Annotated in this window: 21 protein-coding genes; 15 read left to right on the forward strand and 6 right to left on the reverse strand. The window is 65.1% G+C overall.

The window, feature by feature from the left end:
• Nucleotides 1-2: 2 nt before the first annotated feature.
• Complete coding sequence (locus A3E1_RS0106550; RefSeq protein WP_026208153.1) at nucleotides 3-626, reverse strand: pyridoxamine 5'-phosphate oxidase family protein; 624 nt, start codon at nucleotides 624-626, stop codon at nucleotides 3-5.
• A 12-nt stretch (nucleotides 627-638) separates the two neighbouring features.
• Here A3E1_RS0106550 and A3E1_RS0106555 point away from each other — a divergent pair, with 12 nt between their 5' ends.
• Nucleotides 639-1,385, forward strand: a complete 747-nt coding sequence (locus tag A3E1_RS0106555; RefSeq protein WP_020519954.1) for a maleylpyruvate isomerase family mycothiol-dependent enzyme — start codon at nucleotides 639-641, stop codon at nucleotides 1,383-1,385.
• 98 nt (nucleotides 1,386-1,483) lie between these two features.
• Nucleotides 1,484-2,896 (forward strand): trypsin-like serine protease, encoded by a 1,413-nt coding sequence (locus A3E1_RS39235; protein ID WP_322786251.1) that lies wholly within the window; start codon nucleotides 1,484-1,486, stop codon nucleotides 2,894-2,896.
• Nucleotides 2,897-2,949: 53 nt separating this feature from the next.
• On the opposite strand, the gene A3E1_RS46620 is transcribed toward A3E1_RS39235, so the two are convergent.
• Nucleotides 2,950-3,153, reverse strand: coding sequence for a VOC family protein (locus A3E1_RS46620; protein WP_157631337.1), 204 nt, complete (start codon nucleotides 3,151-3,153; stop codon nucleotides 2,950-2,952).
• A 17-nt stretch (nucleotides 3,154-3,170) separates the two neighbouring features.
• The gene (locus A3E1_RS39240; protein ID WP_020519957.1) at nucleotides 3,171-3,689 is read right to left on the reverse strand and encodes a VOC family protein; all 519 of its coding nucleotides are present in this window, start codon (nucleotides 3,687-3,689) and stop codon (nucleotides 3,171-3,173) included.
• A 52-nt stretch (nucleotides 3,690-3,741) separates the two neighbouring features.
• Between A3E1_RS39240 and A3E1_RS0106570 the strand changes: the two genes are divergently transcribed.
• From A3E1_RS0106570 to A3E1_RS0106615, 10 genes are all read left to right on the forward strand, one after another.
• Nucleotides 3,742-5,304, forward strand: coding sequence for an MFS transporter (locus A3E1_RS0106570; RefSeq protein WP_026208154.1), 1,563 nt, complete (start codon nucleotides 3,742-3,744; stop codon nucleotides 5,302-5,304).
• Nucleotides 5,301-5,903: a TetR/AcrR family transcriptional regulator gene (locus tag A3E1_RS0106575; protein WP_020519959.1), complete on the forward strand. Its 603-nt coding sequence runs from the start codon at nucleotides 5,301-5,303 to the stop codon at nucleotides 5,901-5,903. The genes A3E1_RS0106570 and A3E1_RS0106575 overlap by 4 nt, the downstream gene beginning before the upstream one ends.
• Before the next feature lie 89 nt (nucleotides 5,904-5,992).
• A complete protein-coding gene (gene ruvC / locus A3E1_RS0106580; protein ID WP_026208155.1) occupies nucleotides 5,993-6,508 on the forward strand; it encodes a crossover junction endodeoxyribonuclease RuvC in 516 nt (171 codons plus the stop codon).
• Nucleotides 6,505-7,101: a Holliday junction branch migration protein RuvA gene (gene ruvA / locus A3E1_RS0106585; RefSeq protein WP_020519961.1), complete on the forward strand. Its 597-nt coding sequence runs from the start codon at nucleotides 6,505-6,507 to the stop codon at nucleotides 7,099-7,101. Before ruvC ends, ruvA begins: the two co-directional genes overlap by 4 nt.
• Nucleotides 7,098-8,141, forward strand: a complete 1,044-nt coding sequence (gene ruvB, locus A3E1_RS0106590; RefSeq protein WP_020519962.1) for a Holliday junction branch migration DNA helicase RuvB — start codon at nucleotides 7,098-7,100, stop codon at nucleotides 8,139-8,141. Before ruvA ends, ruvB begins: the two co-directional genes overlap by 4 nt.
• Before the next feature lie 134 nt (nucleotides 8,142-8,275).
• Nucleotides 8,276-8,647: a preprotein translocase subunit YajC gene (gene yajC / locus A3E1_RS0106595; protein WP_026208156.1), complete on the forward strand. Its 372-nt coding sequence runs from the start codon at nucleotides 8,276-8,278 to the stop codon at nucleotides 8,645-8,647.
• Nucleotides 8,648-8,741: 94 nt separating this feature from the next.
• Nucleotides 8,742-10,538, forward strand: coding sequence for a protein translocase subunit SecD (gene secD, locus A3E1_RS0106600; RefSeq protein ID WP_020519964.1), 1,797 nt, complete (start codon nucleotides 8,742-8,744; stop codon nucleotides 10,536-10,538).
• Entirely contained in the window at nucleotides 10,538-11,692 is a 1,155-nt protein-coding gene (secF, locus tag A3E1_RS0106605) for a protein translocase subunit SecF (RefSeq protein ID WP_020519965.1), read from the forward strand. Before secD ends, secF begins: the two co-directional genes overlap by 1 nt.
• 60 nt (nucleotides 11,693-11,752) lie before the next feature.
• Complete coding sequence (locus tag A3E1_RS0106610; protein WP_020519966.1) at nucleotides 11,753-12,280, forward strand: adenine phosphoribosyltransferase; 528 nt, start codon at nucleotides 11,753-11,755, stop codon at nucleotides 12,278-12,280.
• A 75-nt stretch (nucleotides 12,281-12,355) separates the two neighbouring features.
• Nucleotides 12,356-14,764, forward strand: a complete 2,409-nt coding sequence (locus tag A3E1_RS0106615) for a RelA/SpoT family protein (RefSeq protein ID WP_020519967.1) — start codon at nucleotides 12,356-12,358, stop codon at nucleotides 14,762-14,764.
• Nucleotides 14,765-14,810: 46 nt separating this feature from the next.
• Here A3E1_RS0106615 and A3E1_RS0106620 read toward each other — a convergent pair whose 3' ends face one another.
• Both A3E1_RS0106620 and A3E1_RS0106625 read right to left on the reverse strand, forming a co-directional pair.
• Nucleotides 14,811-15,614 carry a peptidylprolyl isomerase gene (locus A3E1_RS0106620; protein WP_020519968.1) on the reverse strand — a complete coding sequence of 268 codons (804 nt, stop codon included), beginning with the start codon at nucleotides 15,612-15,614 and terminating at the stop codon, nucleotides 14,811-14,813.
• Between the two features lie 27 nt (nucleotides 15,615-15,641).
• Nucleotides 15,642-16,523, reverse strand: coding sequence for a peptidylprolyl isomerase (locus A3E1_RS0106625; RefSeq protein WP_026208158.1), 882 nt, complete (start codon nucleotides 16,521-16,523; stop codon nucleotides 15,642-15,644).
• 210 nt (nucleotides 16,524-16,733) lie between these two features.
• Here A3E1_RS0106625 and A3E1_RS0106630 point away from each other — a divergent pair, with 210 nt between their 5' ends.
• The 3 genes from A3E1_RS0106630 to A3E1_RS0106640 all read left to right on the forward strand — a co-directional run bounded on the left by A3E1_RS0106630 (nucleotide 16,734) and on the right by A3E1_RS0106640 (nucleotide 20,341).
• A complete protein-coding gene (locus tag A3E1_RS0106630; RefSeq protein ID WP_020519970.1) occupies nucleotides 16,734-17,426 on the forward strand; it encodes an MBL fold metallo-hydrolase in 693 nt (230 codons plus the stop codon).
• Between the two features lie 30 nt (nucleotides 17,427-17,456).
• Nucleotides 17,457-18,776 carry a histidine--tRNA ligase gene (gene hisS, locus A3E1_RS0106635; RefSeq protein ID WP_020519971.1) on the forward strand — a complete coding sequence of 440 codons (1,320 nt, stop codon included), beginning with the start codon at nucleotides 17,457-17,459 and terminating at the stop codon, nucleotides 18,774-18,776.
• Nucleotides 18,777-18,847: 71 nt separating this feature from the next.
• Nucleotides 18,848-20,341, forward strand: a complete 1,494-nt coding sequence (locus A3E1_RS0106640) for a glycoside hydrolase family 3 protein (protein ID WP_020519972.1) — start codon at nucleotides 18,848-18,850, stop codon at nucleotides 20,339-20,341.
• Here A3E1_RS0106640 and A3E1_RS39245 read toward each other — a convergent pair.
• Complete coding sequence (locus A3E1_RS39245) at nucleotides 20,338-21,210, reverse strand: sensor histidine kinase (RefSeq protein WP_020519973.1); 873 nt, start codon at nucleotides 21,208-21,210, stop codon at nucleotides 20,338-20,340. The two genes, A3E1_RS0106640 and A3E1_RS39245, sit on opposite strands and share 4 nt — an antisense overlap.
• Nucleotides 21,211-21,221: the final 11 nt, after the last annotated feature.

The following is a 21,221-nucleotide window of genomic DNA, read 5'->3' on the forward strand; positions in this document are numbered from 1 at the left end:
GATTATGTGGCGCGGTAGAGACGATCGGCGTAGGAGGGGCCGTAGTAGGCCTCCAGCTCTTCCAGCGACTCGGTGACATAGTCGAGGGATTTCACCATCTTGGCGTGTGGCATCAGGTCGTGCCCGCCCCATGACTCGTGCTCCCAGAGCTTTGACCGCATGAAGGCCTTGGGGCAGTGGAAGAAGATCTGCTCGACCTCGACCACGAGAGCCAGCTCGGGGCGGTGTCCCTTGACGACCATCTCGTCGAAGAACGGCTCATCGCGTACCAGATGAGCCTTGCCGTTGATCCTGAGCGTGTCGGTGCGGCCCGGAACCAGGAAGAGCAGCCCGACCTGGGGGTTTTGCAGGATGTTGTGGAACCCGTCCGCGCGGCGGTTGCCCGGCCGTTCCGGAATGGCGATCGTGACGTCGTCGATGACGTGCGTGAATCCGGGCGGATCGCCCTTGGGGGAGACATCGCCGCGGCCCTGAGCATCTGATGTGCCGATGAGCACGAACGGTGAGGCGGCCAGCCACTCGCGGTCACGCTCGTGCAGCCGGTGGCGGTCCTTGACCGCGGCCCGTGGATGCTTCTCACCTAGCAGCTCACGAAGTTCCGCTTCCGTGGTGATCTTCATGGTGATTACCCTATCGGCATGGACCACACGGAGCACATCGCGTTTCTGCGCACTGAAGGCATGCTCTTGGCCGATGCCGCTGAGGCGGCCGGGTTCGACACCACCGTCCCTACGTGTCCGGAGTGGACAGTGCGTGACCTGGTCCGGCATGCCGGACGAGTGCACCGCTGGGCCCGGCGCCACGTGGACGAGCAGCTGACGTCGGTCGCGCAGTCTGAGGCGACGTGGCCTGAAGCCGACGCGGATCTGCTGGAGTGGTTCCGTGAAGGGCACGCTCTATTGCTGGCGACGCTCGAAACGGCGGACCCAGAGCTGGAGTGCTTTACGTTTCTGCCCAGTGGCCTGAGCGGAACGCGCTTCTGGGCACGGCGGCAAGCGCACGAGACGGCTATCCATCGCGTGGACGCGCAGTTAGCCAGCGGTGCCGGGGCCAGTCCAGCCACGAGTGACTTCGCTGTTGACGGCATCGACGAGATCCTGCATGGCTTCTTCGCCCGGCGGCCCAGCAAGCTGACTTCTCCGGAGCTGGTTTCATTCACGCTTGTCAGCACTGACACGACAAACGCATGGACCGTTAACATCGACGAAACTGGTGCGTCCACTGTGGACGGGCCGGGAACGGCTTCAGACGGCCGGGTCTACGGTCCGGCATTCGATCTCTACCTGCTGTTGTGGAACCGGCGATCCCTTGCCGGGCTGGAAACTCAGGGGTCGGTGGAGGGACTGTCGCACTGGCGGGACCACGCTCGCGTGACGTTCAGATAGCGTCATTAAATCATACCGTTCAATATTGCTAAATATCGCTGCGGTCGCATACCTTCCTCGAAAGCCCGGTAACCCCGGGCAAACCTGAGGGAGGGAATGTGAGAACACTACGGAGCGCGGTGCGCGCGGGACTGGTGGTGATTCTCGGCGTCACGATGAGTGCCGTCGCCACCACTGCCCCAGCGAGCGCTGATCCGGTCACACCACAGGTCGTCGGCGGAACTCCGGCCGCCCAGGGTGAGTTCCCCTGGGTCGTGCGGCTGTCCATGGGCTGTGGCGGCTCGCTTTACACGCCAACGCTTATCCTCACCGCCGCTCACTGTGTCGGCGCGACGGGTAACAACACGTCGATCACCGTCACGCAGGGTGCGGTCGACCTGCAGGACCCCAACCGGGTCACGCGTCAGTCGAACTACGTGCTGCGGGCACCCGGCTACAACGGCAACGGCAAGGACTGGGCGCTGATCCGGATTTCCCAGCCGATCAACGGTGTGCCCCTGCTGAAACTGGCGACGGACACGTCACTGCACAACGGCAACTTCCAGGTCATGGGATGGGGTGCGGCTAGCGAAGGCGGCGCTCAGCAGCGCTACCTGCTCAAGGCCCAGGTCCCGTTCATCACCGACACCCAGTGCGCGTCAGCTGGAAGCTCGTACTCGAGCCTGATCTTCGATGAGGAGATCTGCGCGGGTAACTGGTCGTCCGGTGGCGTCGACACCTGCCAAGGTGACTCCGGCGGCCCGATGACCAAGCGCAACGCGGCCAACGAATGGATCCAGATCGGCATTGTCAGCTGGGGCATCGGCTGCGCGCGGCCACAGAACCCCGGCGTCTACACCGAGGTTCGCTACTTCGCCTCGGCCATCTGCAGCGCCGCCGCGACCATCGGCGGCTGCCAGGGAACCCCAGGCGGCCCAACGGTTTCCAACCCCGGCAACCAGAACAGCACGGTCGGCACCGCGGTCACGCTGAACAACAGCGCGTCCGGCGGAACGCCGCCGTACACCTGGTCGGCTACTGGCTTGCCGCCAGGACTGTCGATCAGCTCCTCCACCGGCACCGTGAGCGGCACGCCGACCACGGCGGGCACGTACAACACCACCATCACGGCGACGGGTGGCGGTAGCGGTTCAGCTTCCTTCACCTGGACTGTGGGCACGACCGGTGGATGTGGTGCGGTTACCAACGGCACCGACGTGTCCATCCCCGACAACACCACCGTCTACAGCAACATCACGATCTCGGGCTGCTCTGGTAACGCCTCGGCGACCTCGACGATCGCGGTGAACATCGTGCACACGTACCAGGGTGACCTCGTGGTTGACCTCATCGCGCCCGACGGCTCGGTCTACAACCTGCACAACCGCACTGGCGGCAGCGCGGACAACATCGTCGCGACCTACACGCGCAACCTCTCGTCTGAGGTGCGCAACGGTCTGTGGCGCCTGCGTGTTCGCGACGCGGCCTCGATCGACACCGGTTACATCAACAGCTGGACGCTGACGCTGTAACTTTCTGCTGAAAACCGTTGGGGCCCAGTGCTTTCTGGGCCCCAACCGCTGCGTTATGCCCGGAGGTCCGGACGCATCTTAATGATGGAAAAGTAGGCGCCCTGCGGGTCGTTCACCACCGCGAATCGGCCCGCGGCGATGTCCTGTGGCGGCACGGATGCCGCACCACCCAGGTCCTCGGCGAGTTTCGCTTTGGCGTCGGGGTCATCAACGGCGAAATAGACCATCCAGTGGTTCGGGAAGCCGGCTGGCCACATGTCGCCTTCCATCGGCATCATGCCGGCCGCGGGGCGCCATCCACTTTGAACGTCGTGTACGTAACCGGTCCGTTCTCGCGGTCGTGGGCCTCCCAGCCGAACACCTCACGGTAGAACTCCTTGGCGCCCAGGGGATCCCGTGTCGTCAGCTCGGACCAGGTGTATGCGCCGTCCACGTTGAAGATGTCCGCGCCGGACATGTCCCGCGGTTGCCAGAGCCCAAACGGTGCGCCCGTCTGGTCGGTGACCACAGCGAAGCGCCCCTGCGTGAACACGTCCATAGGCGCGACGATGACCTGCCCGCCTGCCTTGGCGATCTTCGCCGCGGCCTCGTCCACGTCGGTCACGCTGACCTGCGTCATCCAAGCCACCGGCATTGCCTGGTTCATGAGCGGGCCGGCTGCGGCAGCGGCCTTGCCATCCTTGTGAAACAGCGTGTAGCCCATGGCTTCCGGCTCTGGCGACACATGTGCCGGCCAGCCGAACAGGTTCGTATAGAAGTCCCTTGCACCAGGGTCGCTTGAGATCACCGTCACATTGAATACGGAACCGTTCCGTATCGAATCTACGCGGAGTAACGTCCGGCGCGTGACGTTAGAAGGAAACACTGGCCACCCGAGGCGCTGGGCGATCCTCGGGGTACTTGTGGTCAGCCTGCTTGTGGTCGTTCTCGACAACACCGTGCTCAACGTGGCGATGCGGACGCTGGCTGACCCTGTCCACGGACTGGGGGCCACGCAGAGTCAACTCGAGTGGTCCGTCAACTCGTACACTCTGGTCTTCGCGGGTCTGCTCTTTAGCTTTGGCGTCCTCGGAGACCGCTGGGGCCGCAAGCGCATGCTCATCACCGGCCTGGTCCTGTTCGGACTGGCCTCATTCCTTTCCGGCTATGCCGAAACGCCAAGCCAGCTGATCGCCGCGCGCGCGTTCATGGGCCTGGGCGGCGCGGCCATCATGCCGGTCACTCTCTCGATCATTTCCAACGTCTTCGACCCCCGTGAGCGGGGCAAGGCGATCGGCATCTGGACCGGCTCCGTCGGTCTGGCCATCGCCATCGGCCCCCTGCTCGGCGGGTTCCTCCTGGAGCACTTCTGGTGGGGCTCGGTCTTCCTCATCAACGTGCCGATCATCATCCTGGGCCTGATCGCGGTCGTGATCCTGGTGCCCGAATCGCGTGACCCGAGCCCTGGCAGGATCGACTTTGCCGGTGTCCTGCTGTCGATCGTGGGTCTCATGGCCCTGACCTACGGCATCGTTGACGGCGGTGAGCACGGATTCGGACGGCTTTCGGTCTGGGCGTGGATCATCGGTGGCGCTGTGGTGCTGGCGTTGTTCATCTTCCTCGAGGCACGCAGCACCCATCCCTCGCTGGATGTGAAGCTGTTCCGCAACAGCAGGTTCTCCGCTTCGATCGCGGGGATCGGGCTGCTGTTCTTCGCCTCGATGGGCTCGTTCTTCTTCGTGAGCATGTACCTGCAGGTGGTGCGGGACTACTCGCCGATGCAAAGCGGTGCGCTGCTGGTGCCGTTCGCCGTGGGACAGATGATTTTCGCGCCGCTGAGCACGAACTTCGTCAAGCGGGTCGGCGTGCGTGCCCTGTCCGCCTTCGGCATCCTGCTGTCGGCTGGCACGTTCCTGTCGATCGCGTTCTGGGACAGCACAACTCCGGTTTGGACGATCCTTGTCGTCTTCTTCCTCATGGGCGTTGGTATGGCCTCGGTCATGCCCCCGGCGATGAACGTGATCATGTCGAGCCTGCCGCGCGAAAAGGCTGGCGTGGGCTCGGCGGTGTCCAACACGGTCCGTCAGGTCTCGGCCGCTCTCGGGCTCGCGGTCCTCGGCTCGATCGTCGCGGGCGTCTACCGCGATCAGATCGCTCCGGCGGCGGCCGCGCTGCCAGAATCGGCCCGCGATCTGGCGAGCGAGTCGATCACGGGTGCCTACGGTGTCGCGCCGAAGCTCGGCCCGGCGGGACAGCCTCTGCTGGAGGCCGCCAACACCGCCTTCATCAGCGCGATGCACTGGGCCGCTCTGGGATCGGTCGCCGTCGCTGTCCTCGGCGCTATCGTCGCGGTAACGTGGCTGCCCCGTAAGGAATCCGCCGCGCCGGTTCCGGCTCCCGAGCGGGAACTTGTAGGGTCTGCGTCATGACGATTGGCTTGGCTGCTCCAGGGGAAGCGACCCGTGCGGGCCGTCCCAGGAGCAGCCATGCTCACCAAGCGATCATCGATGCGATCGTCTCGCTGCTTAGCGAGGGCGTGACCTTCGACGCGCTGTCGATCGAAGCCGTGGCCACGCGAGCCGGCGTGGGCAAGGCGACCATCTACCGGCGCTGGCCCAACAAACAGGCCATGCTCACCGATGCCCTGCTTGAGCTCAAAGGCCCGCCACCACAGCCCGAGGGTGCCAACGTGCGGGAGCGCCTCATCTCGCTGCTGTCCAAAGTGGCCGTTGACGATGGCGCCAAGATGTTCCCGTGCGTCATGCCGGAGCTGATCCGCAGCCCCGAGGCTTACGACGTGTGGCAGAAAATGATTGAGCCCCGCCGTGACGTCACCCGGCAGGTGCTGCTTCAAGGCATCGCCGATGGCGAGCTTCGCTCCGATATCGACGTCGAAGTGGTCATCACCGCGATCACCACGCCGGTGCTGATGAACCGTCTCATGCGCTGGAACCCCAAGCTGGACAACGATTTGCTTCCCACTCAAATCGTCGACATGGTGCTGGCGGGGATACGCGCCAGCTCGTAGGCGCTTTCATGCGCCGCCAACAGGTCTGTTCGGCGGGCCCATGCTTTGCGGGCCGGCCGGCGGGCAGTAGGGTGTCGTACGTGCGTTCGGTGCGTGTGCTCGGTGTGGACCCTGGCCTGACCCGTTGCGGGGTGGGCGTGGTCGATGGCGTCCCCGGCCGTGCCTGTTCGCTTGTGGACGTTGCCGTTATCGGGACCGATCCCGGCACCGATCTGGCCGAGCGGCTCCTTCACCTCGACCGTGAGCTGGCCATCTTGCTGGAAAAGCATCAGCCGCAAAGCGTTGCCGTGGAACGGGTGTTCAGCCAGCACAACGTCGGCAGCGTCATCTTCACCGCGCAGGCCTCCGCGGTGGCGATCCTGGCGGCCGCGCGCGCTGGGCTGCCCGTCTCGACTTACACTCCGAGCGAGGTCAAGGCGGCGGTCACCGGTTCGGGACAGGCCGACAAGAAGCAGATGACGACCATGGTGACAAAGCTGTTGCGTTTGGACACTCCACCTCGCCCGGCCGATGCTGCCGACGCCCTGGCCTTGGCCATTTGCCATGTGTGGCGTGGCGGAACCCGTTCGCGCATTGAAGAAGCCGTAAAGAGAGCCGTTAGATGATCGCGAGTGTGAGTGGTGTCGTCGCTTCGGTGGGCGCCGAAGTGGCCGTCGTCGAGGTAGGCGGCATCGGGCTGGCCCTGCACTGTGCGCCGCCGACGCTGGCGTCACTGCGCGTCGGGCGGGAAACCCGCCTAGCGGCGGCACTCATCGTGCGCGAGGACTCTCTGACCCTCTTCGGCTTCGCCTCAGAGGACGAGAAGCAGCTATTCGAGCTGTTACTGACGGCCAGTGGGGTCGGGCCGAAAATCGCGGTCGCCGCGTTAAGTGTGCACACCCCAGAAGCCCTGCGAGCCGCGATCAGCCAGGGTGACCTGTCCACGCTGACGCAAGTGCCCGGCATCGGCAAGAAGGGCGCCGAGCGCATCGTGCTGGAGTTGCGCGACAAGGTCGGCCCGGTCTCGGCGCTTCCGGTCCAAGGTGGACGGTCGATGGCCTGGACCGAACAGGTGCGCCAGGGACTTGTCGGCCTCGGCTGGAGCATGGCGCAGGCCGACCAGGCGGTCGCCGCGGTGGCCGAGACCATCGACGGCACTACGCCACCGGTTCCGGTCCTGCTCAAACAGGCCATTCGCTTGCTAGGTAAGAACAAATGAGTCTCGTGAGCGCGGCTGCCGATCCGGCCGAGCGCGACGCCGAAGCCTCCGTGCGCCCGAAGCGCCTCGACGAATTCGTCGCGCAGGAACGAGTGCGCGAACAGCTGGAAGTGTTGCTGCACAGCGCGATCAAGCGCGGCTCGCCGCCCGATCACATCCTGTTCTCCGGATCGCCTGGGCTGGGCAAGACCACGCTGGCGATGATCGTCGCGGCTGAGCTGGGCGCGGGACTGCGGATGACGTCAGGCCCGGCAATCGAACGCTCAGGCGACCTCGCGGCCATCTTGACTGGGCTTCAGGAAGGCGATGTTCTTTTCATCGATGAAATTCACCGGATAGCGAAACCGGCCGAGGAGTTGCTCTACAGCGCGATGGAGGACTTCCGGGTCGACGTCATCGTGGGCAAGGGCCCGGGCGCGACCGCCATTCCGCTGGATGTCGAGCCGTTCACCCTCGTCGGGGCCACCACGCGATCCGGTTTGCTGACCGGGCCGATGCGCGACCGGTTTGGGTTCGTGGGGCATCTGGAGTTCTACCAGGGTGCCGAGTTGGCCCTGCTGCTGAAGCGTTCCGCCCGCATCATGGGTGTCGCCGCCACGAATGAAGGCATCGCTGAGATCGCGGGACGCTCACGGGGTACGCCCCGGATCGCCAACCGCCTGTTGCGGCGAGTGCGCGACTATGCGGAATTACGCGGTGATGGGGTCGTCACCACGGCCGCCGCCAGGGCCGCCCTCAAGGTCTATGACGTGGACGATATCGGGCTGGACCGGCTGGATAAGGCGGTGTTGCGGGCCCTCGTGGAGTCCTTCGGCGGGGGACCGGTGGGGTTGTCGACGCTCGCCGTGGCGGTGGGCGAGCAGCCGGACACCGTCGAAGAGGTCGTTGAGCCATTTTTGGTACGCGCGGGATTGCTCGCGAGGACGCCGCGAGGCCGGGTAGCAACAGCCGCAGCGTGGCGTCATCTAGGGCAAACGCCGCCGAATGGTACTTTCGGGGGCGGCGTCGACGCGGCGCCCGACCTTTTTTCTGGGTCGTGATCCGAACGTGATCTCTACCGCATGTGTGCGAACGGCTGCGCAGCGACTAGACTTCCGGCGATCCGAACGGTCGATAGCCGCCTCCATCGGTGTGCCCTGGTGCGCCGCGGAGGCCATTTGAAGGGGCACGCGAAGTGCTATTAGCAGAAAACGCATCGCAGGGTGGCGGCAACCTCCTGACCACAGTAGGCATGTTTGCCCTGCTATTTGGCGCTATGTACTTCCTGTTCATCCGGCCGCAGTCCAAGCGCCGTAAAGAAGCCGAGCAAATGCAGAAGCAGCTCGGCGCCGGCGACGAGATCATCACCATCGGCGGGCTCTACGGCACGGTGGTCTCGGCTGACGACGAGAGCGTGACGCTGGAGATCTCGCCCGGGGTCAACGCCCGTTACGCACGCCAGGCCGTCGCGCGGGTCCTTACCCAGACCGCGCCTGAGGCCGCTGAAGTCGACCACCCGGCCGATGAGCCAGTGAGTCCGATTCAGGAATCCAAGAAGAAGATCTGACTTCTCACCACCCATCCGTCAACCCCGCTCGGCCGGATGCTGAGCGGGGCATCCCAGGGGAGACACGAAAGCCGTGGCACCACCTCAGAAACAGATGCGCCCGTCGCGGTACCTAGCCGCGCTGGCAGCCATCTTCGTCGTGCTCGGGGCGCTGGTCTGGTTTGGCGCACCTAAGGGCGCCACCGTGGCCGAACGCTTCCAGCCCAAGCTCGGCCTGGACCTCGTCGGAGGCACCCGGGTCACGCTCGAAGCCGCGACGAAAGACGGCAACCCGCCTAACCGTGATGACCTCGAGAAGGCACGCGAGATTATCGAGGAGCGGGTCAACGCCCAGGGCGTTAGCGAAGCCGAGGTGGTGACGGAAGGCGACCGGTTCATCGTCATCTCCGTCGCGGCGCAGAAGAGCGACGTGTTACGTGACGTCGGCCAGGCGTCCAAACTGTACTTCCGCAAGGTGCTCAACATAACGGATGGTTCGGGTGCGGCTGCTAACCCAGCGCCAGCCCCCAGCGCCTCCACGACGCCCACCTCTACACCGACCGCGTCCTCGACGCCATCGGCGACTCCTTCGGGCGGCACGGGCGGTGGCTCGGCCATGGAGCCGACACCGACGCCAACTCCGACCGCGACATCTTCGGCCACGGCCGAGTCGGATGGCCGCACGCTGACGCAGGATGAGCTGAAGAAGCTCGTCGGCGATGAGGCTTGGGCGGCGGCGACGTCGCTCACCGCGCCCGCGACCGACGCCGAGGTCATCAAGAAGCTCGCGCCATTTGGCAAGCTTCAGGCCAAGTGGGAGATCGCTTCGCTGACCCCGGCGATGCAATACAACATCCCGCAGGTGACCTGTGAACTGCTGAACAAGCGTGTGCCGGGTTCGCTCGATGTGCGCGACCAGCAGGTTGTGGCCTGTGAGGGCGACGGCAAGTACTTGCTTGACGTCGCGAAGGTCGCCGGAACCGATGTTTCCAACGCGTCGGCACTGATCGACCAGTCGAAGGTCAGCGGCAGCTGGGTCGTCAACCTTGACTTCACCGGTGACGGGCAGACCCGCTGGACTGACCTGACCCGTGAGGCTTACAACAACAACGGAACCACCAAGTGCGAGACCGTGGCTCTCGGCGAGCAGCAGCGGTGCCGGGTGGCCGCGGTGCTGGACAACTCGATCGTGTCCGCGCCAGAGATTCAGGGTGTCCTCACCGGAACGTCCACGATCAGCGGCTCGTTCACGGCTGGGACCGCGAAGAAGCTGGCCGACAACCTGAACTTCGGTGCCCTCGCTATCAACTTCGAGGTTCCGGAGTCGAAGACGGTCACCGCGACGCTCGGCGCTGAGTACCTGCGCGCGGGTCTGCTCGCCGCCGGCATCGGCATGCTGCTCGTGGTTATCTACTCGTTCTTCTACTACCGCCTGCTCGGTTCCGTGATCTTCCTGTCGCTGATCCTGTCGGGTCTGCTGACGTTCGGGGCGCTGGTCGTCCTTGGACGGACAATGGGCTTCACGCTGACCCTGGCTGGCATCGCCGGTTTCATCGTCTCGCTGGGTGTCGCGGCGGACTCGTTCGTCATTTACTTCGAACGTCTCAAAGACGAGATCCGTGAAGGCCGCAGCCCGCGCAACGCGGTGCAGCGGGCCTGGGTTCGGGCGAAGCGCACGATCCTTACCGCCAACGCGATTTCGCTCATGGCGGCGGTGATTCTCTACCTCGTCTCGTCTGGCCCGGTTGCTGGCTTCGCCTTCGCGCTCGGCATCGCGACCGCGCTCGACCTGCTCGTGGTGTTCCTCTTCCGTTATCCGATCATGGCGATGTTCGCCCGGACCCAGGCGTTCCTCTCGCCCCGGGTCAGTGGTCTCGGCCGCGTCCTGCGTGAAGCAAAGGAGGCCAACTAATGGCCGACATCACCGGTTTCGCTTCCCGCCTCTACCGGGGCGAGGCCAACCTCAACATCGTTGGCAAGCGCCAGAAGTGGTTCGCGGTCGCCGGCGGTATCACGCTGGTCGCGATCATCGCGCTGTTCGTGTTCGGTTTCAAGGGCGGCATCGAGTTCACGGGTGGCAACGAGTTCACCATTCCGGCCAGCGTTTCCCCGAGCATCACCGAGGTTCAGGAAGCTGTCGCCGCAGAGGTGCACAAGTTCCAGCCTGATGCGCGGATCAACCCGGGCCAGCAGATCGGTGACGGCGCGGAAGCGGTCTATTCGATCCAGACGCCAGCGCTGACCGCCGACGAGTCCAACGCGGTCAAGCAGGCGATCGCCGCGAAGTACAACATCGACGCCCAGGGCGACATCAGCGACAGCCAGATCAGTGCGCGCTGGGGTGAATCCGTTACCCAGCAAGCACTTTGGGCACTTGTCATCTTCCTCGCCGCCGTGACCGCCTACCTGTCGGTCCGGTTCGAGTGGCGGATGGCCGTGGCGGCTGTTGTGTCGCTGCTGTTCAACCTGCTTGTCACCGCTGGCATCTACTCGGTCGTTGGCTTCGAGGTCACGCCGAACACGGTCATCGGCTTCCTGACGATCCTTGGTTTCGCGCTCTACGACGTCGTCGTGGTGTTCGACAAGGTGCAGGAAAATACGCGCGGCATCACCGGAAGCAGCACGCAGACCTATGCCGAGGCGACCAACCTCGCGCTGAACCAGACGTTCATGCGGTCGATCAACACCTCGCTGGTCGCCCTCCTGCCCGTCGGTGGTCTGCTGTTCATCGGTGCCGGTCTGCTCGGTGCCGGAACGCTGAAGGACCTCGGTCTGGTGCTGTTCATCGGTATGGGTATGGCCGTGTTCTCGTCGCTGTTCTTCGCCTCGCCGGTTCTGGTGTGGCTCAAGGAGATGGACCCGGTCATCCAGAACCACACCAAGCGCGTTCTGGCCCGCCGCACCCAGCTCGCCAAGGCGGCCGCCGAAGGCCCAGTCAGCGAGAAGAAGGTCGTCGCCGCAGCGGCTGCGCCGGCCGCTCCCGTCGCGCCGAAGGCTGGCGCCAAGCCGGTTCGCCCGGCGCGGCAAGGCAACACCGGCCGCCAAGGCACGGGTAAACGCCGCTAATCAATGCACTGTCAGGAGCGCCCGGTATCCAGCTCAGGATGCCGGGCGCTACTGTTAGGCGTGACCCAAGACGCCACCGCGGTGATTGCCAGCCACGTCGTTGACGTTCCTGACTTTCCCAAGCCGGGGATCGTATTCAAGGATCTGACCCCGCTGTTCGCCGATGGAGCCGCCTTCCGTGCGGTCATCGACGACATCATTGAGCGCTATCAGGGAAGTTTCGACACCGTCGCCGGCATTGAAGCCCGTGGGTTCGTGCTCGCCGCCGCAGTTGCCTATGCCGCCGGGACGGGGGTCATCCCGATCCGTAAAGCGGGCAAGCTCCCGCGTGTCGCACATTCCGTTTCTTACGCGCTGGAATACGGCGAAGCGACCCTGGAAATCAGCGAAGGCGCGTTCAAGCCGGGCCAGCGTGTGCTGGTGGTTGACGATGTCCTGGCCACGGGTGGCACGGCAGAAGCATCCCTTGAGCTGGTCGAACGCGCCGGCGGCGAGGCGGCGGGGCTAGTCGTGCTGATGGAACTCGGTTTCCTCAACGGCCGGGAGCGGCTGGCGGGGCGGGAGGTCTACTCCCTGCTCACCGTGTGACCCCAAGCGCGCAACTGCGCTGCAACGAGCTTGTCCAGGTAGCATGGGTCATCCGAGAAGCCTAAGGAGCGGCCGGTGTCTCAGGAAGTCAGTCCCGCTGCGACCGTTGCCGAGACGCAGGCTGCCGTCCCGCCTGACGCGGCCAACGGGCAGACTGGGCCGGCCGAGCAGACGCCTGAGGTGCGAGCTGCGCCCGGCACTGACCGGCTCGGGATGAGCATCATCGGCGCGGTGCCTTCGGGCCGCCGCGTGCGGGCCAGGCTCTCGCGCTTCAACGCGCCATGGCAATCGGCGAGCATCAGCGAGGAGCTGGAGCCGCTCATCGGGGCACACCGTGCGGCTCACCCTAAGGCCGACATCAAAGTGCTGCAGAAGGCCTATGAGACGGCCCGGCAGTGGCACGATGGCCAGTTCCGCAAGTCGGGGGATGAGTACATCACTCACCCGCTGGCGGTCGCGAGCATCTTGGCCGACCTCGGCATGGACACCACCACACTGGTGGCCGCCCTGCTGCACGACACCATTGAGGACACTGAGTACACCCTGGAACAGGTACGCGCCGATTTCGGCGAAGAAGTAGCGCTGCTCGTCGACGGCGTCACCAAGCTGGACAAGGTCAAGCTTGGTGATTCGGCGAAGGCGGAAACGATCCGCAAGATGGTTGTCTCGACGGCCAAAGATCCCCGTGTGCTGGTCGTGAAGCTGGCCGACCGCCTGCACAACATGCGCACCCTGAACTTCCTGCCCCCGCCCAAGCGTGAGCAGAAGGCGCGGGAAACGCTGGAGATCCTGGCGCCGCTGGCGCACCGCCTCGGTATGAATACCGTCAAGTGGGAGCTGGAGGATCTGTCCTTCGCCCACCTGTTCCCCAAGCGGTTCAAGGAGATTCAGCGGCTCGTCGGCGAGCACACGCCGCAGCGGGACAACCTGCTGCGCCAGGTGACCGATCGCGTCGGCAATGACCTGCGCAGCGCGAAGATCAACGCCAAGGTTTCCGGGCGCCCCAAGCACCTTTACTCGATCTATCAGAAGATGATCGTGCGTGGCCGCGACTTCAACGAGATCTATGACCTCGTCGGCGTCCGCATTCTCGTGGACACCGTCCGCGACTGCTACGCCGCTCTTGGCGTCATTCATGCCGCATGGCAACCGGTTCCTGGCCGGTTCAAGGACTACATCGCCATGCCGAAGATGAACTTCTACCAGTCGCTGCACACCACCGTGATCGGGCCAACCGGTAAGCCGGTGGAGATGCAGATTCGCACGCACGCCATGCACGGCACAGCCGAGTACGGTATCGCCGCGCACTGGAAATACAAGGAAGGCAAGGCGGCCACCGTTACCGGCCCGTCGAGCCACATCGATGGCATGACGTGGCTGCGGCAGCTGCTCGACTGGCAGCGGGAGACCAGTGACCCGGGCGAGTTCCTCGACGCCCTGCGCCACGATCTGTCCAGCCAGGAAGTCTTCGTCTTCACGCCCAAGGGCGAAGTCCTCGCGCTGCCTAATGGTTCGACCCCGGTCGACTTCGCTTACGCCGTGCACACCGAGGTCGGTCACCGGTGTATCGGCGCACGGGTCAACAGCAAGCTCGTGCCGCTGGAGTCGACGCTGTCCAATGGCGACGTTGTCGAAATCTTCACGTCCAAATCGGAGACCGCTGGCCCGACGCAGGACTGGCTCGGCTTCGTCAAGTCGTCGCGGGCGAAAACCAAGATCCGCCAATACTTCAACAAAGAGCGGCGCGACGAGGCCATCGACGCGGGCAAGGACATGCTCGCGCGGGCGATGCGCCGTCAGGGCTTGCCACTGCAGCGTTTGCTGACTGCGGGCGGCTTGCTTGCGATCGCCCGTGAGCTGCACCTCGGCGACATCACGTCGCTTTACGCGGCTGTCGGGGAAGGACACGTCTCCGCACAGGCTGTCGTGCAGAAGCTCGTGGCTGGTTACGGTGGCGAAGAGGGCGCGCTTGAGGACATCTCGGAAACGACCGTCCCGACGCGGCCAAGCCGCACCCGGGCGCCTGGCCACGACCCCGGTGTCGAGGTCAAAGGCGTGTCCAACGTCTGGATCAAACTGGCCCGCTGCTGCACGCCGGTGCCCGGTGACACCATCTTCGGGTTCATGACCCGCTCCGGTGGCATTAGCGTCCACCGCAGCGACTGCACGAACTCTGAAGAGCTGCGTGCCCAGGCTGATCGCGTGGTGGAGGTGACGTGGAAGCCGACCGCCGGCTCCATGTTTCTCGTCGCGATCCAAGTCGAGGCGCTCGACCGCCACAAACTTCTCGCCGACATCACGCGGGCGCTCAGCGAAGAACGGGTCAACATCCTCTCCGCGACCGTCACGACGACGCGCGACCGGATCGCGGTGAGCCGCTTCAGCTTTGAGATGGCTGACCCGAAGCACCTTGGGCATCTGCTCAACGCGGTGCGTCAGGTCGAGGGCGTCATGGACTGCTACCGGGTCACTTCAGGGGCATAAGAAGGCCCGGGCGAATCGCTTCGCCCGGGCTCTTTTCGCTGAAACGTTATGCCTGCGGCTCGGTCACGCGGATGGTCTTGATGAGGACCTCGGTGTTCGGCGCGGTAGTTCCGCTTTCGTCAGCGGGCTTGGCGCCCGCGGCACCAACGGCCTTGATGAGGTCGAGGCCCTTGGTGATCTTTCCGAGGATGGTGTAGTCACCGGGCAGCGGAGTCGCGCCCCAGACGATGAAGAACTGGCTACCCGTGCTGTTGGGCTGCTGGGTCTTCGCCATCGCGATGGTGCCCTCGGGGTAGTTCTTCTCGTACTCGGTGTAGTTCGGCAGGTTCTCTTCGGCCATCTTGTAAGACGGGCCACCGGTTCCCTTGCCCGCCGGGTCACCACACTGCAGCACCTTGATGCCTTCGGTCACGAGCCGGTGGCACTTGGTGTTGTCGAAGTAGTTCTTGCTGGCCAGATAGGACATGCTGCGCGCCGTGCAGGGCGCTGCGGCGGTGGCGACCTCGACCTCGACGACACCGATGTTCATGTCGATGGTCATCGTCTGGGTGCCCTTCTTGGGCGGCACGCCAGCCGGCGGGGTGCCGGTGTCCTTGAGATCCGGGTTGGCGGTGAGGTCTTCGGGCGTCCAGACACAGCCGGAGTCGCCGGTGGCGGTGTCGGCAGGCTTCTCATCGCCGCCAGCCGCGACGGCCCAGATGATCCCACCGGCCACTAGGACAACGGCGGCAGCCGCACCAGCGATGACGCCGCGTTGCCGGCGCTGACGGGCCTTTTCAAGCTTCTCTGCCATCTGGCGTTCGAGCCGGGCCCGGGCGGCGGCCCGTTCGCGCTGGATCGTGGAACTCACGGTGCTCTCCTGTCGTACCTATACGGGTCAGTTGGCGGTGCTAGCGGACGGTGACGGGGTCGCGGAGGGTGCCGGTGACGCTGGCGTTGCGTCCGGGGTCACCGTCAGCGTCTGGATGACCACGTCCTGCTTTGGCTTCGTCTCCACGTTGGCCGCGCTCATCGTCACGCCGGCTTCCACGATCTTGTCGAGGATATCGAGCCCGCTCGTGACGGAACCAATGATGCTGTAGTTCGCCGGCGTGGTCGAGTCTTTCGTGAAGATCAGGAACTGGCTGCCGCTCTTGCTGGAGTCGACGACGATGTCACCGCGCTTGTACCGGACGAAGGTCGATGGCGAGGCCGACGGCGCTGGGGACGGTGAGGCGTTCGGGTCGCTCGCGTGTGGGGCGTTCTCCAGCGGGTAGGTGTAGCTCGCGCCGCCGACGCCGGTCTCGGATTTGTCACCGCAGCGCAGGGCGTAGTGCCCGTCGGTGGTGGTCAGCTCGAAGCACTTGGTGCCGTTGAAGTAACCCTTGCTCGCGAGGTATTCGATGCTCGCGATGCCGCACTGGGCGAGTGTGCGGTTGAGGCTGCCGGTGATGTTGCCGGTGCCCAGGGCCAGCGTCATGGTCGCGGTGCCGAAGTTGGTGACGTCGGTCGGCGGGGTGCCTTCGTCGGTGAACTTGTCGTTGGCGGCGATGTTCTGGCCGTTCCAGGTGCAGTCCGCGGCGGGGGTGACCGGCTCGGGCTTGGAGTCGAATGCTCCGCCAAGCCAGAATCCGCCGAGGATCACGAGCGTGACGGCGACCAGTCCAGCCACGGCGGCGCGTACCTGGCGCTGCTTGCGCAGCTTATCCGCGCGGCGAGCAAGCTGTCGGTCAAACTTGGCGCGCGCCAGCTTGCGCTGACGGGTACTGCTGCTAGCCACCAGGGGCCTCCCATGATCACCATCGACCGCGTCCCAACCGGACGTGTCGCCCATTTCACACAAAGCGGCAGTGACTTCAGACACAGGGTCAAGCCACACGCCGGAGCGAGTGTACGGGCAAACGCTGGGAAATGGTTATGCCCGCCTACCAACTGTGACCGAGTATTGAACATTAAGCTCGGCACGACACTTCGAGGGAAGGTACTTACAGTGCTGGTCGCGGGTTTCCCGGCGCAGGCTTTCGGCACCAATTGCTTCGTGGTGGCGCCAGCCGCGGGCGAGCAATGTGTCGTCATCGATCCCGGCATCGGGGTGCTGAACCAGCTTGAGGCGGTGCTCGCCGAATACCGGCTGCATCCGGTCGCGGTGCTGCTGACGCACGGGCACCTGGACCACACCTTCTCCGTGACCCCGGTGTGCCAGGCGCGCGGCCTGACCGCTTATATCCACCCGCGCGACCGCGAGTTGCTCGCCGATCCGGCCAAGGCTCTGTCGATGGATCTGACGTCTTTGTTTGGCGGTCAGTTCACTTATGCCGAGCCCGATGACATCGCGGAAATGACCGACGGCATGGTCATGGACATCGCCGGGCTGCAGATCACGGTCGATCATGCCCCGGGCCATACCGGCGGGTCGGTGATGTTCCGGCTTCCCGGCACCGGCGAAGAGGAACCTCTCGTGTTCACGGGAGACGTGCTCTTCAGGGACAGCATTGGGCGCACCGACCTACCGGGCGGCGACATGACTGAGATGTGGGCAAGCCTGCGGGACAAGGTGCTCCCGTTGCCTGACGAGACGGTTGTGCTGCCCGGCCATGGCTCTGAGACGACCATTGGGCGCGAACGGGTCCACAACCCGTATCTGCGCAAGGCAGGAAAGGCCGCTCCGCAACGCGGTCTATAAATTCGAAGACTTTTCAAGGGGTACTCAATAATGGCTCTTTCTGGTTTTCCAGAGTGGCTGCCGCCGCAACGCATGATCGAGCAGGCCGTGATCGACCGGGCTCGCCGCGTCTTCGAGCTCTACGGCTTCTCGCCGCTGGAGACGCGCTCGGTCGAGCCGCTGGACACGCTCCTGAAGAAAGGGGAGACCTCCAAAGAGGTCTATCTCCTGCGGCGCTTGCAAGCTGACAGCGACGACGTGTCCGACTCGACGCTCGGGCTGCATTTCGACCTGACGGTGCCGTTCGCCCGGTACGTGCTGGAGCACGCGGGCAAGCTGCAGTTCCCGTTCCGGCGGTACCAGATCCAGAAGTGCTGGCGGGGTGAGCGTCCGCAGGAGGGGCGTTACCGCGAGTTCCTTCAGGCTGACATCGACATCGTCGACCGGGACACGCTGCCGTCGCACTACGAGGCGGAGCTGCCGCTGATCATCGCGGATGTCCTGAGTGGACTGCCGGTGCCGCCGATCCGCATTCAGGTCAACAACCGCAAGGTGCTCGCCGGGTTCTACCGTGGCCTGGGCGTTGAGGACACTGAAGCGGCGGTCCGCGCGGTGGACAAGCTCGACAAGATTGGCCCAGACGGCGTCACCAAAGAACTGGCGTCCATCGGTGTCTCGGAGAAGCAGGCCGAACTCGCGCTGCGGCTCGCTGAGATCTCCACGCCAGACGGGTCCTTTGTGGACCTCGTGCAGAAGCTCGGCGTGAAGGACGATCTGCTCGACGAGGGCCTCGCGGAACTGTCCAATGTGGTCGAGACCGCCCGGGCACACGCGCCAGGCCTCTGCTACGCCGAGCTGAAGATCGCCCGTGGGCTCGACTACTACACGGGCACGGTCTACGAGACACAGATGCTCGGTTACGAGAAGGCTGGATCGATCTGCTCTGGCGGGCGTTACGACAACCTGGCGAGCTCGGGCAAGGACCGGTTCCCGGGGGTTGGCATCTCGATCGGCATCAGCCGCATGCTCGGTTTGCTGTTCGGGCAGAACGCGCTGACGGTCAGCCGCGATGTGCCAACCTGTGTCGTGATCGCCCTTGCCGCCGAACAGGACCGTCCGGCGGCGAACCTGACCGCGGCCAAGCTCCGCGCGCGCGGGATCGCGACCGAGGTGGCGCCGAGCGCGGCGAAGTTCGGCAAGCAAATCAAGTACGCGGAACGCCGGGGGATCCCGTTCGTCTGGTTCGCCGGAGCTGACGGATCAGACACAGTCAAGGACATTCGTTCCGGTGAGCAAGTGCCAGCAGCAGCGGAAACTTGGCTGCCCGCCGAGGGCGACCTGGTTCCGGTCATCGGCGGGTCTTTTGGTTAGTAAAGTTTAGTAATAGTCTGTGGCCACTCTTGTCAGCCAACTTGGGGGGCCACAGCGCAATGACACCGACCATGTCGACGGGGGTTTTGCGTGACCACCGTCTGTTGCGACTGGCCGATGCGCTGCTACAGCCAGCTTTTGAGGGGACGACGCCGCCGGATTGGATCCGGCGGCGACTGTCTGAGGGGCTAGGCGGAGTCGTCCTGTTCGCTCGCAACATCGTCGATGCCGAACAATTGACCCGCCTCACCGCCGCCTTAACAGCTGAGAACCCCAACGTCGTCATCGCCGTCGATGAGGAATCCGGTGACGTGACCCGGCTTGATGTCGATGGCGGCAGCCGCCGTCCCGGCAACTTCGCCCTGGGCACGGTGGACGATCCGGCCCTCACCGAGGCTGTCGCCGCCGACATTGGACGGCAACTCGCCGACGCCGGCATCACGATGAACTACGCCCCAGCGGCTGACGTCAACAACAACCCCGCCAACCCGGTGATCGGGGTCCGTTCCTTCGGCGCCGATCCGTGGCTGGTCGCCCGCCACACCGCAGCGTGGGTACGAGGTCTGCAGTCCACCGGCGTCGCCGCCTGCGCCAAGCATTTCCCCGGGCACGGTGACACCGGCGTCGACTCGCACCACGGCCTTCCCGTCGTCGAAGTGGAACTGTCGCGATTGGAGCGTGTCGAGCTGCCACCGTTCGCGGCGGCGATCGACGCGGGCGTGCGTGCCATCATGACCGCGCATCTGCTCGTTCCCGCGCTCGACAACGACAGCCCCGCGACCATGAGCACCGTCGTGCTGGCCAACCTGTTGCGCGAACGGCTCGGCTTCACCGGGCTGATCGTCACCGACGCGATCGAGATGGCTTCGGTGGCCAAGCGTTACGGCCTTGCCGGTGCCGCGGTGCGCGCTGTCGCCGCAGGGGCCGACGCCATTTGCGTCGGTGGCGAAAACTACGGCGAGAACGTGGCCGTGATGTTGCGCGACGCCATCGTGGACGCGGTGACATCAGGCGAGCTGCCGGAGGAACGTCTCGTGGAAGCGGCCGCGAAGGTGGCCGCTTTCGCCGCTGACAGTTTCGCGGCCAAAGTCGCGCGGTCTACCGCGGCGATGGCGTGGCGTGGGCGCTCAGGCGAACCCGTCGGGCTGACCGCCGCCCGGCGCGCGCTGCGGGTGTCTGGCAACGCCCGCCTCAGCGGTCCGGCACACGTGGCCGAGTTCAGCGTTTCCACCAACATGGCGATCGAGCCGCGTACGCCGTGGGGGATAGGCGCCCCGCTGACCCAGCTGCGTCCAGAAACGACGGTCACGCGGTTCACCGAAGGTGTCACGGCCGACGATGTGCTGGGGCGCCTCAACGGCAAGACTCCCGTGCTCGTTTGCCGGGACCCGCACCGCTATCCGTGGCTGCAGGTGCTCCTGCACAAAATCGTGGAAGCCCGCCCCGACAGCATCATCGTCGAGATGGGCGTGCCCGCAAGCGAGCCGATCGGCGCGGGTCACATCGCGACCCATGGCGCGGCAACGGTTTGCGGCCTCGCCGCCGCCGAGTACCTCGCCGGCTAGCCGGCTTTCCCAGCGAGCGTCATCGTCACGCAAGCGCCACCCATGTCGCTGCGGCTGATGCTGACCTGACCGCCGGCCTGGCGGGCGATGCGGGACACGATGTCCAGGCCCAGACCGTCAGCGCCGGTGCCGCGTTGCATGGCGGCCCGTGCGTCAGCGATGCCGGGACCACCGTCCTCAACGGACAGTCCATGGCGCGAAACGGTGACGCGGAACGGGGTGCCCTGCGGGGTGTGCTCGAAGACGTTGCCGAGTAAGGCGTCCACGGCAGCTATGACGTCTGCTCGCGGCACCTGAAGCAGCACTTGGTGTTCCGCTCCACGTACGGAGAACTGACGCCCGTGGTCTTCGGCCAGGACCGCCCAGAACGCTAGACGGTCCGCCAGAACATCAACGAGATCAGTCTTCTCCACGGCCCGTGCCGCGCTCGAACTGCGCGCGCCAAGGATGATGGCGTCGATCTCGGCGTCAAGTGCTTCCACGGCTTGGCGCATCCGGTCGGCCACCGGCCCGGGCGGAAGCGCGTCAGCGTCTAGCCGCAGAGCCGTTAGCGGAGTGCGCAGCCGGTGCGAAAGGTCGGCCGCGACTTCCCGTTCGGCGTCCATCGCGCGGATCGCCCGGATCCCGAAACGGTCGGCCATCACGACCGAGCCCGCGATGAGGATGACAGCTATTCCGGCCATCGTTAGCCATGCCCGCGTGACGTCGGCGCTGACGTCCACCGTGGACACATCCACCGAGCGCATCCGCGCGTCGATCATCGCGCGGTCCTCGGCGATGCGTTTGACCGCAAGGGCTGTGGGCACCCCGAATGCGATCGCGATCGACGTGGTGACCGCGAGCGTCCCGCGGATAAGTGTTCCCCTCATGACGGCTCTCT

The organism is Catelliglobosispora koreensis DSM 44566, assembly GCF_000379685.1.
Lineage (GTDB): Bacteria > Actinomycetota > Actinomycetes > Mycobacteriales > Micromonosporaceae > Catelliglobosispora > Catelliglobosispora koreensis.